General features: G+C 47.0%; 12 protein-coding genes. 7 read left to right on the top strand and 5 right to left on the bottom strand.

The window, feature by feature from the left end:
- Positions 1-45 precede the first annotated feature (45 nt).
- The gene (locus QUA33_RS14570) at positions 46-1,527 is read left to right on the top strand and encodes a pitrilysin family protein (RefSeq protein WP_333149181.1); all 1,482 of its coding nucleotides are present in this window, start codon (positions 46-48) and stop codon (positions 1,525-1,527) included.
- Between the two features lie 278 nt (positions 1,528-1,805).
- Here the strand turns inward: QUA33_RS14570 and asnS are convergent, their stop codons facing one another.
- Together asnS and QUA33_RS14560 are read right to left on the bottom strand one after the other, a co-directional pair.
- Entirely contained in the window at positions 1,806-3,197 is a 1,392-nt protein-coding gene (asnS, locus tag QUA33_RS14565) for an asparagine--tRNA ligase (RefSeq protein WP_333149180.1), read from the bottom strand.
- A gap of 113 nt (positions 3,198-3,310) precedes the next feature.
- Entirely contained in the window at positions 3,311-3,676 is a 366-nt protein-coding gene (locus tag QUA33_RS14560; RefSeq protein WP_333099811.1) for a DUF2203 domain-containing protein, read from the bottom strand.
- Between the two features lie 211 nt (positions 3,677-3,887).
- Between QUA33_RS14560 and QUA33_RS14555 the strand changes: the two genes are divergently transcribed.
- Positions 3,888-4,163: a DUF6439 family protein gene (locus QUA33_RS14555; protein WP_333056391.1), complete on the top strand. Its 276-nt coding sequence runs from the start codon at positions 3,888-3,890 to the stop codon at positions 4,161-4,163.
- A gap of 246 nt (positions 4,164-4,409) precedes the next feature.
- Here the strand turns inward: QUA33_RS14555 and QUA33_RS14550 are convergent, their stop codons facing one another.
- Positions 4,410-4,898, bottom strand: coding sequence for an anti-sigma regulatory factor (locus tag QUA33_RS14550; protein WP_333076090.1), 489 nt, complete (start codon positions 4,896-4,898; stop codon positions 4,410-4,412).
- A gap of 696 nt (positions 4,899-5,594) precedes the next feature.
- Between QUA33_RS14550 and QUA33_RS14545 the strand changes: the two genes are divergently transcribed.
- The 3 genes from QUA33_RS14545 (at position 5,595) to QUA33_RS14535 (ending at position 7,618) form a co-directional block, all read left to right on the top strand.
- Positions 5,595-6,488 (top strand): alpha/beta fold hydrolase, encoded by an 894-nt coding sequence (locus QUA33_RS14545; protein ID WP_333149179.1) that lies wholly within the window; start codon positions 5,595-5,597, stop codon positions 6,486-6,488.
- A gap of 143 nt (positions 6,489-6,631) precedes the next feature.
- Positions 6,632-7,126 carry an aldo/keto reductase gene (locus tag QUA33_RS14540; protein ID WP_333149178.1) on the top strand — a complete coding sequence of 165 codons (495 nt, stop codon included), beginning with the start codon at positions 6,632-6,634 and terminating at the stop codon, positions 7,124-7,126.
- 108 nt (positions 7,127-7,234) lie between these two features.
- Entirely contained in the window at positions 7,235-7,618 is a 384-nt protein-coding gene (locus tag QUA33_RS14535) for a hypothetical protein (RefSeq protein ID WP_333149177.1), read from the top strand.
- Positions 7,619-7,846: 228 nt separating this feature from the next.
- Here QUA33_RS14535 and QUA33_RS14530 read toward each other — a convergent pair whose 3' ends face one another.
- Complete coding sequence (locus QUA33_RS14530) at positions 7,847-7,987, bottom strand: hypothetical protein (RefSeq protein WP_333029071.1); 141 nt, start codon at positions 7,985-7,987, stop codon at positions 7,847-7,849.
- Between the two features lie 108 nt (positions 7,988-8,095).
- Positions 8,096-9,787: a transglutaminase family protein gene (locus tag QUA33_RS14525; RefSeq protein WP_333149176.1), complete on the bottom strand. Its 1,692-nt coding sequence runs from the start codon at positions 9,785-9,787 to the stop codon at positions 8,096-8,098.
- A 422-nt stretch (positions 9,788-10,209) separates the two neighbouring features.
- Here QUA33_RS14525 and QUA33_RS14520 point away from each other — a divergent pair, with 422 nt between their 5' ends.
- Both QUA33_RS14520 and QUA33_RS14515 read left to right on the top strand, forming a co-directional pair.
- Positions 10,210-11,076 (top strand): DUF928 domain-containing protein, encoded by an 867-nt coding sequence (locus QUA33_RS14520; protein ID WP_333149175.1) that lies wholly within the window; start codon positions 10,210-10,212, stop codon positions 11,074-11,076.
- A 439-nt stretch (positions 11,077-11,515) separates the two neighbouring features.
- The gene (locus QUA33_RS14515; protein WP_333149174.1) at positions 11,516-13,678 is read left to right on the top strand and encodes a ShlB/FhaC/HecB family hemolysin secretion/activation protein; all 2,163 of its coding nucleotides are present in this window, start codon (positions 11,516-11,518) and stop codon (positions 13,676-13,678) included.
- The last annotated feature ends 11 nt before the right edge of the window (positions 13,679-13,689 follow it).

Here is a 13,689-nt window from a genome sequence, read left to right as displayed (position 1 = left end):
GAGGCTCTGCCTCGAATTGTCAACTTAGGAAACATTGGAGAAAGAATGAAAAGGACTAAATTGAGACTGAAAAAAGTAAAGTTATTTCTGCTATCGCTTTGCTTTTTTACTGTTTCACTTGGCACGTTTAATTTGTTACCTTCCTTTGCGGCGGCACCCAAACACTACGACGAATTAACATTTCCCCCGCTGGCAGAAATTAAACTGCCTAAATACACTCGCTTCGAGCTGAAAAATGGCATTCGGGTGTATCTGATGGAAGACCGGGAACTCCCGTTAGTCGGGGGAACGGCGCTATTTCGCACGGGCGAGCGTTTTGAACCTGCCGATAAAATCGGATTGGGAGGTTTGACGGGAGAAGTGATGCGAACTGGCGGCACGAGCCGGCATACGGCTGATGAATTAAATCAGTTGCTAGAACAGCGAGCAGCTTCGGTAGAAACGGGGATTGATGTTGCTTCTGGTACGGCTAATTTTAGTGCTTTAGCTGAAGATGTGGAACCCGTGTTTGACTTATTTGCGGAAGTGATTCGGGAGCCAATATTTGCTCAGGAAAAGTTGGATTTAGCGAAGAACCAAACTCAAGGTGCGATCGCCCGCCGCAATGACGATCCTGACGGTATTACCGGCCGCGAGTTTCAAAAATTAATTTATGGATCTCGCAGTCCTTACGCGCGCACAGTAGAATACAAAACCCTCGCCAATATTTCCCGCGATGATTTGGTGAGTTTCTACCAGAAATATTTTCATCCCAAGAATATGATTTTGGGTATTTCTGGCGACTTTGATACAGCTAAAATGCGATCGCTCGTCGAGCAAAAATTCGGCAACTGGCAACCGAGTCAAAGTGCAGAAGTGCCTGCACTACCAACGGTATCGCCAGCAAATAGGGGCGGCGTATTTTTGGTAAATCAGCCGCAATTAAGTCAAAGTTACGTGCAAATAGGACATTTGGGCGGAATGCTCAGCAGTCCAGATTACGGTGCTTTGGACGTGATGAACGGGGTTCTCAACGGTTTCGGTGGTCGTTTGTTTAATAACGTGCGATCGCGCCAAGGCTTAGCTTATTCAGTATACGCGGCTTGGAGTCCGAGATATGACTATCCGGGGGTGTTTGTCGCTGGAGGCCAAACGCGATCGGACGCCACAGTACCGTTTATCCAGGCAATTCGCGCCGAGATCGATCGTATCCGCACCGAACCCATTACCCCGGAAGAATTAGCTTTTGCTAAAGATTCCACCCTGAATTCTTTCATCTTCAAATTTGAAAATCCCAGTCAAACTTTGTCGCGATTAATGCGCTACGAATACTACGGTTATCCCGAAGATTTCATTTTTCGCTACCGCCGCAGCATCGAAGCAGCAACAATTGCCGACGTGCAGCGCGTAGCTAAGACTTACTTGAAACCGGAGAATCTTGTAACATTAGTAGTGGGAAATACGGCGGCAATTCAACCGCCGTTATCGAGTTTGGGAAATTCGGTCAAAGTGCAATCTGTTGATATCACAATTCCCTCGGCAACTTAATTGGTAACAAAGGCTTGCATTCCTCTGTTTTCAGGTAGGGAGGCGGGCTTTCGGCCATTGGTGTAAACTTCAGCCTAAAACCCTTGATAAACATCGCTTTTAGCTGAGTCTAGATCCCTCTAAATATCCATTAAGAAGGGGGACTTTGAGAATATTCTTGTCCCCCCCTGATTAAGGGGGGCTAAGGGGGATCGAGGCTTAATCGTCCGACAGTAGACTGATAATACGTTTGACGTTAAGTTGATACCAATGGGTTCTTGGAGTGTCCCTAAGTTTTGCTAAAAATCAATACTCAAAGGCGCTCTCGGAAACGGAATCACATCCCGAATATTCCCCATTCCCGTCATAAACTGCACCAACCGTTCAAATCCCAAACCAAAGCCAGCGTGAGGCACAGTACCGTAGCGGCGCAAATCCAAATACCACCACAATTCCTCCTTATTCATACCCTGCGCTTCCATCCGCCGCTCCAACACATCCAGCCTTTCTTCCCGCTGCGAACCGCCGATTATTTCCCCAATATTAGGAGCCAAAACATCCATGGCTCGCACCGTTTTCTCGTCATCGTTCAAACGCATATAAAATGCTTTAATCCCGACGGGATAGTCGCTGACAATTGTCGGCTTTTTAAACAAGTCCTCAGCCAAATAACGCTCGTGTTCTGACTGCAAATCTAAACCCCAACTGACAGGAAAATCAAACTTTTTGTCGGCTTTTTCCAAAAGTGCGATCGCCTCCGTATAAGTAATCCGCTCGAACTGATTATTAATGATATTTTGAGCAGTAGCCAAAACCGTTTTGTCAATGCGCTCGTTGAAAAACTCCATATCTTCCGGGCAACGATCCAAAACGTATTTAAAAATGTACTTTAAAAACGCCTCAGCCAAATCCATATCTCCCTGCAAATCGCAGAACGCCATCTCCGGTTCAATCATCCAAAACTCAGCCAAATGTCGCGAAGTATTAGAATTTTCCGCTCGAAAAGTAGGTCCGAAAGTGTAAACATTTCCGAAAGCCATCGCCATAACTTCCGCTTCCAACTGGCCGCTAACTGTTAAATAGGCGCGCTTTCCAAAAAAGTCTTTAGCATAATCAACCTCTTGCGAATCAGTGCGCGGCACATTCTTTAAATCCAAGTTGGTAACGGCGAACATTTCCCCCGCACCTTCGCAGTCGCTAGCAGCAATAATCGGAGTGTGAACCCACAAAAAACCGCGTTCTTGAAAAAATTGGTGTACCGCCGCCGAACAAGCATTGCGGACTCGAAAGACAGCACCGTGGGTGTTTGTGCGCGGCCGCAAATGCGCGATTGTCCGCAAAAATTCAAAGGAATGCCGCTTTTTTTGCAACGGATAAGTTTGCGGGTCTGCATCGCCGTAAACTTGCACTTGTGAGGCTTTCAACTCAATGCGCTGTCCTTTTGCTGGAGAAGCTACCAGCACTCCCGACACTTCTAGAGATGCACCTGTATTGAGTTGTTTGAGTACATTTTCAAAGTCTGGCAAATCGGAATTTATGACTACTTGCAAGTTAGCCATCGCCGAACCATCGTTGACTTCGACAAAGGCAAATTCTTTCAATTCGCGTTTGGTACGAACCCAACCTTGAACAGTTACACTTTCGTCGGGTTCACCTGCGCGCAAAATTGCTGCTATTCGTTGATTTGTCATATCCACTCCTGTTTATTTAATATTTATTTTGCACCATATTTCTCTCTTTGCTCTTCCTCTGCGCCTTCTGCGCCCTCTGCGGTAAATAAAAAAATCCAAAATCCCAACCTTGTTCAACCTGCATAGGATTTCAAAATCCAACCGATCAAAATACCGAGTCCCCCAAACCGAACTGCTTGCCAAAAAGGTTGTTTTATGCTCCCCCAAGAAAACAGGCTGCTTTCTAAATTCAACTCGATAGTTTCCAATTCTTGCTCAATTTCCCGCAATTCTTTTTTGAGTTGCGGCAATGGATTTCGGCGCCCCGACTGGCGGATTTCTTCGCGCCGATGGCCGAGTTCGACTTGGCGCTGTCGATCGACCTGAATTTGAGTGTACCGTTCTTTGACTGCCGCCAGCGATCGCTCCACTGCTGCGATCGCTTGAACAAACTCGCTTTCTTGCTCTTCCGGATTTAACTCTGACGGCTGTTGAGGCATTTCGATCTGCAAACCTGACAATAATAATAAAAAAAACTGATTTCCAATTAAGTTGTTATTATATGCAGTATATTTTCTAAATTAACGAACTCTAGCCAAATAGACATAAGTATAGCAACTTTATCGGCATTTAAAACGTTTTTAATTGCTGAAACCATTGATTTTATGTCATTTTCCTTCTTCCTTCTTCCTTCTTCCTTACCACCCACCTATGCTTGAAACTACACAAACAACCCAAACTGTCAACCTCAACGAGCTGAGCACGGTAGAACTAGCCCAAGCTCTAGCCGCGCGCCTCGCCATCCCCGAAAAAGATTGGCACCGCCTCAAAGCAAACCGTTCCGCGCGGGCCTGCGAGCAAGCTGCGGCCGCTTTGGTCTTTTTGCTCAAAAAACAGCCCGAAGAAGCTCTCCCGCGCTTAAACCAAGCAGCAGGATGGCTGGATAGATCGATATCTGCTCCTCCCTGTCCCACCCACGGCAAATAATTTTGAGTATAGAGTCTTGAGTTTTGGTTTGATTAGTCGCTCAAAAATTAGACAATCGCGCTGCTCGATCGAGCAGCGCGATTGTGAGTTCAAAAGATTTATACTTTTTTAACTCAAAACTCAGATTTTGCATTATGATCAGCTATCAATAGCCAGAGCGTTCAAATTCTCATTGCAAACTTCAGTCCGGGAACGAAAAATTTTCCAGGTCTAGCTGAGATGAAAAATGCTGCTTTCATAGCGGTGCTAGCGCAAGCGAGGCAGTCGGTAGCGACTTGGAAGTTCTTTGCACAGCCGTAACTCTGTACCTTGAGAATTCCACTCTACCCGATCGAATATTTGGTAAAGAATAAACAAGCCTCTACCGCATTCCTGTTCCACATTGGGTAGTCCAGAGTTATCTGAAACGTCCTCTGCTAGGAGACTGTCGCAATCATCGGTATAAAGGTTACAACTGCAAGGGGCATTAAAGCCAGAACCTTGATCCGATATCACCCACCAATATTGGTTTTGAACGATCGAAAAACGGACTCCAACAGTTTTACCGGGGTCTAATTTGTTTCCATGCTTAGCAGCATTTACCAAAGCTTCTTGAAGCCCCAACCGCAATTCCGCTTGCCAGTAATCTGGCACCTCTGCTAGGAGCAGATCCAAAATAGGACAAAGGTATAGAGTAGAAGCGAAGCTAATCGTAATCCAATTGCGTCCGACGGGACGAGGTGAAATAGCAATCACTCAGAAAACTCCCTAACTTTCAGGTGGATAAAGTTCACACCCTGCATAGTTGGCTCCCTAGTATTCAAAATGCTAATTAATTGAGCGGCGCAGCTCTACTTCTATATTAGAGTATCTAAGCAATTAAGAACAGCAAACAACGTCACAAAATATTCAGCGATTCTGAGAAACTTCTGCAGAGAACCATCGGTAATTTTACTTATAACTTCTCCCAGCCGCGAAATTTTTGATTTCAGCTTTTGTCAACTCGCAACCAAACGGCTCGCTGCATCCCCACGCCGTCAACACCTCTTGAACAAACGATCCCCACCTGGAAAAGCTCGCAAATAACTATAAAAAAGTCGATCCCTTGACTCTCGCCCATCCGGTTCGACCCTCGCCGCCAAGCTTTGCACCCATAGCCCCAGAGCTATCTCTTACCGCCACACAGAACAATCATCATACCTAGGTATGTTGCACCCAAAACCCGATTTATTTTCCCAAATGCGATCGGGCAAAACATCTCCCATTGCTGCGCCCCTCACAAAATCAATATTCGTTACAAAACTTATTAATTCTGAGTGCGGAAGATCGCCAGATCTCAACTCGCTCACATTGACGAATCCTTTGCTAGCGGAACCCCCGCGCGGATGGCAAACTTTATAAATCTGAGCGTCGCGATACAATAGTTAAAGTAAATAATTATTTCTTTACATTATGCAAGCAAACCCAGCCGTCACCACAGCCCCCATAGCCGGCACTTACTGGCAGTGGCGGGGGCATTCAGTATACTATGTTCGATCCAGCGATCGGCATCCAGAACGCCCTCCCCTGCTGTTAATTCACGGTTTTGGAGCCTCCACAGACCACTGGCGCAAAAATATCAGCGGGCTGAGCAAAGACTTTGAAGTGTGGGCGATCGACCTTTTGGGATTTGGGCGATCGGCAAAACCCGAATTGCAGTACAGCGGCGACCTCTGGCGCGACCAACTCCACGACTTTATCACCAACATCATCGGCCGGCCCGCCGTACTAGCCGGCAACTCCCTCGGAGGCTACGCCGCCTTGTGTGTAGCAGCCCAGCGCCCCCAATCAGCAGCCGGACTCATATTAATCAACAGCGCCGGCCCCTTCAGCGAACCGCAGCCCGCACCCGAAGCCCCCCCCTTGCAAAAAGCCATATCTGCAATAGCTAAAACCTTATTTCAGCAAGATTGGGCAAGTTTTCTGCTGTTCCAGTACGTGCGCCAGCGATCGACAATTCGCAAAACTCTAGAAAAAGTATATCTCGACCAAAGCGCCGTCACAGACCAATTAGTAGAAGAAATTTACCTTCCCTCCTGCGATCCCGGTGCCCCCAAAGTATTCGCTTCCGTATTCCGAACACCCCAAGGCGAAAAAATTGACGTATTACTTAGTCAATTAACCTGCCCGTTGCTAATGCTGTGGGGAGAAGGCGATCCGTGGATGAATTCCACAGAAAGAAGCGCCAAATTTCGCAAACACTATCCGCAGTTAACAGAACACTTTATCAAAGCCGGTCACTGTCCCCACGATGAAGTACCAGAACAGATAAACGAACTGATTCGCGCATGGATAATTGACCAATAGTCGATCGGCACATAAATAATTTTCCCCAGGCTATCTCCTCCCTCGGAGAGGGGGAAAATTATCCGATTTGCAGTAAAAGTTTATGTATTGTGCCAACACAAACGCGGTTAATTTCTCTCACATATTCTGAGGAGACGGAAACCATGACCCGCAAAAAGACTCGCCGCAATTTTATATTGAGCAGTATAGCTGTTGCCAGCGGCATTGCAGGCGCTAAGGCGATCGAACAGCAGGATCGGGAAATCGCAGCCGCACCAAATAACAAGGCCGCCACCACAGTAAAAATGCCAGAACGAGTGTTAGGCAAAACCGGGGTCAAAGTGCCGATTTTCGGTTTGGGTGGGGCCGGACAAACACCGCTGTCGCAGCCGGGAAGAGAAGCAGAAGCAGCGGCGCAAATTGAACGCGCGATCGAACTAGGCATTCGCTATTTTGACACGGCGGCCGAGTACGGGCCCAGCGAAGAAAACTTAGGCAAAGTTTTGCCACCATATCGATCGCGCCTATTCCTAGCCACAAAAACCTCCGCCAGAGACAGAGACGGCGCGTGGAGAGACTTAGAGCGATCGCTCAAAAGATTGAAAACCGATCGGCTAGACTTGTGGCAACTGCACCACGTCTCATTCCAAGCCGAATAAGACCAAATTTTCAGTGCCAAAGGAGCAATAAAGGCGATCGAACAAGCCAAAGAGCAAAAAATAATTCGTTTTTCCGGTATAACCGGACACCACGAACCTGCTATCATTGTGGCCGGCTTGGAGCGCTATCCTTTTGATACAATATTAATCTCCCTCAACGCCGCCGAAAAACATCACCCGCGCTCCTTTGTTACCACCGCTTTACCAGTAGCCAAAGCCAAAAACATCGGCGTCATAGCCATGAAAATACCCGCTTACGGCAAATTATTTGAGAACGGTGTTTTAGATGGAATGCACCAAGCAATGGGCTACACGCTTTCACTTCCCGGCGTTAACTGCTGCATCATCGCTGCCGACTCAGTAAAGCAATTAGAAGAAAACTTAAAAGTCGCCCAAGAATTCCAACCGCTGAACGAAACAGAAATGGCAGCACTTGAAAAACGCACCGCTGCGGCTTGGCAAGAAAACACATTTTTCCGACAGTGGACTTAAACTCCCCAATCCACAATCCCCTTTTTCCTCTGTGTTTATTGTGGCGCGGGACGCCCGTGAGTCGTAGTTTTGTAGGAAGACTCAAGTGGTCACTACAAACTTCTAACGGTTATGTTACTGAACTTGATATCATCTGCAGTGAAAATATTTCAAATCACAAAACAAGGCGAGCCAACCAGGTCGCCTTGTTTTTTATCATAAAAAATGCGATTTGTCAACAGCAAACCGTTACTTTTTTTTCCGTTTAGCCTTATCTAACCGCCTGCGATCGCGCCACTCAACCGCCGTCAAATAAGCGACTCCGCCAGTCACAGTCAGCAGCAGTACAAAGGCCACTAAAACAAGAATATTAGCAATCGAAAATTCCACAACCCCTCTTCCTCTGATTTTACATTTTCTACTTTCGATTTTAGATGAAAAATGTTAACAATTAACAGTTGAATGTTGACGGCTAACTGTTAATTGTTAACACTCTCTTCAAACTGCAGGCAAATCTTCCAAAATTGTAAACCTCACATGATTAATTGCCAGACTCCCCACGGAAACATCCTCCTTGTTCAAAGGGAGACCGCTGCTCGTGAGACTTTGAAACCGAATTCCCTTGCCAATTTCTACGTGATACCAAGCCAAACCCATAAAAAATCGCAAAGGATAAGGGCCTCTGTCTTGAATATCATCAGGATTAGATTCCATCGGCACCCACCCAAAACCCGGAATGTAAAATTCCAGCCAAACGTGATTGAAATCCGGCTCCAGCGACACCCCTTTTCTGTCAGCAAAAGCCGGACACTTGTAGCGCCCGATCGTGCGGCAAGCAATCCCGTTTAACCTAGCCAAAGCTAACAAAAGTCCCACGTACTCGCCACAAGAACCGATGCCGCGGCGTAATACAATATCGGGAGTGTCAATGTGAGGCCTAATGCCGTAAGAAAGTTGGTCGTAAACAAAATTGCGAATGCTCAGTAACTGCCTCAGAATATTAGTTTCTGAGCCAATGGCAGCCCCAGCAGCCGATCGCACAATCTCCGTATCCATCGCCAAATTGTCATTATCCACCAAATACTTAGCTGCAAACTCCGGCGACAGCTTGGGAATCTTTTCGACATCCCGAGGCGACAACTGATACTTAATCGATCGAACTTCTAACAAAGCCTTCCAGCCAAAAATTCGGCGTTCCCCAGGGTGCAGCCGATCGAACTTAAACACCGCCACCCGTTCCCCTTCCTGAATTTCCTCAGTAAAAGGCATTCCAATCGGCGTAATTTTCCTGACCTTTTGTCGGTGAGTTTCCGAAGGCAAAGCAATCCGCCACTCCAAATTTTCGATTTCTACCTCATCGAGAGGAGACAGTTCCTCCACATAAGACATTTCCATCAAAAAACCGTTTGACAGAGCGTAGCGCTCGGCTTCATTGTAGTGAAAATATAAAGGCTGAATAAAAGTGCGATCGCGCTTTGTCAACTGAAAAGGATCTTCCGAATTCGGGTCATCCCGGATGTAAAGTTCATCCCCGGCATAAGCCACGTACAGAACCTCCTCTCCCGTTTCGGAATCCTTGTGAAAAGCCAAACCAGAAGGCGACTCAAAGGGAGTCAAAACGCTAAATTTAATCTCCCCAGTTCCCCGTTCCAAACAGTAAACAGTTTGCTCAGTCTTGTCGCAAACCCAAATTTCCTCATCCCGGACTGTGATATTTTCCACCCCTATACCGGGAGCGTAAAACCGAGTAATTTCCCGACCAGTTTTCAGGTCAAAAACCAGAATCGCATTTAATCTCTGGCAAGTCGCATAAAGCGTAGATTTCCACACAGCAATCCCGTCAGCAGGATAAGAAAGTGAAACAAAATGTTCCGGTTTGAGTGCAGCGATCGCCCCGTCCCGAACTGCGCCCCGACAGCAACAAATATCCTCATCCCGCGCAAACCAGAGAGTATCTTCCGAAATAGCCAGCCCGGTTGCGCCCGCAAACTTAGCCGTTTGATAAGGATTCAAAACAGTAGTGTTGTCAGTTTCTCGATCGATCTCCAATAGCAGCCCTTCGGCGCGATCGACAGCGAACAACCTATTTCCTAAAAAAGCAATGCCGTGCAGTGCCAAGACTCCGATGGGTCTTACCATCCGCAGCCCCGAAGGCTGTTTGTCCGAGAGAACAGGTGAATCGAGATTCATGCTAAATTTCTTGCCGGTATTGTACAGAAAACCTGATTTGTAACTTGTAGCCGCTCGCTTGAGGTTAACCAGCAAAATTGCCGAGTTTCCTGATATTCAGGATTGACGCATCAACCGGGTGTTTTTACGAAAAGACGCGCTGTATCCTCTGGCTAGAGTTAAAAGGACCCGAATATTAGTCTTTGTCAAAGTTGGGTTTAACAAGCTCAACCCAACCTGGTGCCGTGAATGGAAGTAAGTATAACTACTAAGCTACCACTGACAAAGGCGACACAGAATTCTATGTTGAGCACAGCGACCAAAATAATAGTATCTGCCTAAAGATATAAATTAAGTACAACAGATTACTATATCCGTCAAAACCTTGGATAGAATAAAACCGTGCGATAAAGTTCCTAGGTTCATCAAAAGGCAGGTTCGTCATGGCTTTGAAGTCTGCTCTAAATATCGGTGCTTTTTCATTAATTCTGTCTTTAGAGGCAGTTGCCGCCGGTAGTTTCTTAATACCAGCAGAGGCTCTCAACAGCCCCGCAAACATTGTCAAGCGCCCCTCACCACGGCAGCTACCCCTCAACTGGCAAACAGTTCAACCCCCTAAAACCAGAGGAAGCAGACCGAACATTCAGCCAACGGGTTCCACGTGGAATACCTTTCAACCGCCGGAGGACGGAGTACCCGGAAGGCGTGAAGGGGGAGGAACCCGCGGCTTAGAATGCCCCACGGCCACAACTGCCTTAACTGCTTTGATTCCCCAATCAACTATGGGGCAAACCATATCAGCAAAGCCAACATTTTTCTACTACCTTCCTATAGCCCTCGACAAAACAGTTCAGTTTGAGTTAGCAGACCAAAGAGACAAAACACTGTACAAAAAAAGTTTTCGCATGGTAACTAGCCGTGCAGGTGTAGTTAGCGTCAGCCTCGACTCCGACGACAACTCGCCAACCCTGGAAGTTGGCAAAAACTATCAATGGTACTTTACTATCAAATGCAACCCCAAAAATACAAGAGATGATGTTCTCGTTTCCGGGTGGATCAACCGCACCGCACTCGCCCCAACCGTGCAAACAGAGTTGGATCGATCGCCCGATCTCACCAAGCTCAGTATCTTCGCCCAACAACGTCTTTGGTACGAGTACCTGGCAACTCTAGCTCAATTGCGTATCGAGTCTCCCAGCGATGCCAGTTTAGCGATCGAGTGGTCAGCAGTGCTCAACTCAGTCGAACTCGGCAAAATAGCCCAAGAACCCTTAGTCACAAGTGAATTAACACCTATCACCAGAAAATAATTAAACACCAGTTCCAAAAAAGAATGCAACGGTAGGCAAGCCCCAAACTGTGATAGCCATCAGTCAGTTGATTTTAGATTTTAGATTTTAGATTTTAGATTTTAGATTTACTTGTTGCATTGAATCAGGAATCTCGAACAGGAGTCTAAAATTTTAGGATCTACGCTGATGAGCGTTCGGGGTACGGTATCCGTTTTTGGGCGAGTCATTGCCAAATCTCAAATCTCAAATGGTATGACTGGTGCAGCAAGTACGACAAACTCGGTTTAAAGGGCGGTATTTGGCAGCGCCACAGATGATTTTTGGCTGTTGCGGGTTGTTTGGTCGATCGTGCTAAATAAATTAAAATTTGTGTACCGATCGGCAAGCAGTTCTGACTTCTGGCATCTTGAAAGGCGGACTGTGAAGATTTTGACGGTCAAATTTCGCCTAATACTAAATGATAAACTGGCATAGTCAAGCAGCCGACAAACTTATTTTAGAGAAATTATTAATTATGCGCCCGAATGCAAATATTGCACTATTTCGGTTAGGGATTTCACTTCTAACTTCGCTCCCGATGGTTTGCTTTTACACCAATAAAGCTATATCCCAAACCAACGATATTTCTCAGTTGCCCGTCGCCGCTGACAACTCAGCAGATACGGGCAATCAAGTATTAGCACTGCAAAAACTGGAAATCAAGCAGGATGAAACAGCGACCAACTTAAATCAGCTTCGCGATTCCATCGAGACCAACCCTGAACCAGAAACACAATCGAACCCCGCCGAGAACAGCCAATATGCCTGTTCCACAATCGATGAAGCTGCTTGTGGTGCGGGCATCTTGCCCGAACAAACAAATCTGGTTGACAACGATCCCCAATGTCAGAACCAGCTAAATTGTAATCATGTTTTAGCTCAGAACCCGCAGACGCCACCGGGAAACCTCCCGCCCGACTTAAACCGCGAGCGACTACCAGATCCGCTGTTACCGTCGCCGCCGACTCAGCCAGATCCAAATCGCGATCGATTTCTGCAACCGGCCCCGCAGCCTTCGCCAGAACCTCCCCAAGTACCGCCCACAGTAGCGCCGCCGTCCCCGTCGCCAGTTCCCTCAACCCTGCCGAATACACCAATTGAGGTGCAGAAAATTCAAGTAGTGGGCAGCACAATTTTAAGCCAAGACGAAATTAATGCCTTAGTCAACCCCTTAGAAGGCCGTTCTACCACCCTAGAACAGCTCAAACAAATCGCCGACAAAATTACCGAAATTTACCTCAATCGTGGCTACATCACTTCGAGAGCAGTCTTGCCACCCCAAACTATCACCGCAGGGGTAGTCCAAATTCAAGTGATTGAAGGCAAGCTAGCCCGAATTGAGGTAGAAGGAACTAAAAGATTGAATCCAAATTACATCCGCAGCCGGATTCGACTCGGTGCCGGAATGCCTTTAAGCACAGCTTCCTTAGAAGACCAACTCCGGCTGTTGCGGGTCGATCCTTTATTTGACAATGTAGAGGCCAGTCTGCGGGCTGGGGATAATGAAGCCGAGAGCATTCTGATCGTCCGAGTCTCGGAAGCTAATCCATTTCAGCCTACTTTCAGCATTGACAATTACTCGCCTCCCAGTGTTGGTTCCGAAAGATTGGGAGTTAGTTTGCGGCACCGCAATATAACAGGAAATGGCGACGAACTTGCGGCGGCTTATTATCGATCGCTCGGCGATTCAGACGTATTTGATTTCAGCTATCGCGTGCCGCTAAATGCGATGAACGGCACTTTGCAATTGAGGGCGGCCCCGAACCGCAACAGTATCGTACAAGCACCTTTTGACGCTTTTGACATTTCAGGAAAATCGCATTTATTTGAAGTTAGTTACCGCCAGCCGCTGCGGAGAACGCCGATCGAAGAATTTGCGTTGTCTGCCGGTTTTACTTATCAGACAGGCAGAACTTTTCTCGCCGGCGAACCGTATGCTTTTGGCATCGGCCCGGATTCCAATGGTGTCACCACTACGAGTTCAATTAAGCTGGGACAGGACTACATTCGGCGCGACCCTCAGGGCGCTTGGGCTTTGCGATCGCAATTTACGATCGGCACTAGCTTGTTTGATGCTACTCAAAACGAAGGTTCTGACCCGGACGGACAATTTTTTAGTTGGCTGGGTCAAGTGCAGCGAGTACAGCGATTGAATGACAAACATTTATTAATTTTGCAGGCAGACTTGCAGTTGTCAGCTAATAGTTTGTTGCCTTCCCAGCAATTTGTAATTGGCGGCGGGCAATCTTTGCGTGGCTACCGCCAAAATGTCCGTTCTGGCGATAACGGCTTCAGAGTTTCCATCGAAGATCGGATTACTTTGCAGCGCGATGCTTCGGGAAATCCAAAACTACAATTAGCTCCATTTTTGGATGCAGGTACTGTATGGAACGTTGCGAACAATCCTAATAAATTAACCAATCAGACATTTTTAGCCGGTCTGGGTTTGGGGGTAATCTGGGAACCGATACAGCGGGTGAACCTGCGGGTAGATTACGCTTTCCCTTTGGTGAGAATTAGCGATAAAGGCGACAATCTGCAAGATAAGGGAATTTACTTCAACATAATTTATACGCCTTAAGGAGAGAGGGA

The organism is Microcoleus sp. Pol14D4 (assembly GCF_036701245.1).
Classification (GTDB): Bacteria; Cyanobacteriota; Cyanobacteriia; order Cyanobacteriales; family Microcoleaceae; genus Microcoleus.
This window is presented reverse-complemented; position numbering and strand designations above follow the sequence as displayed.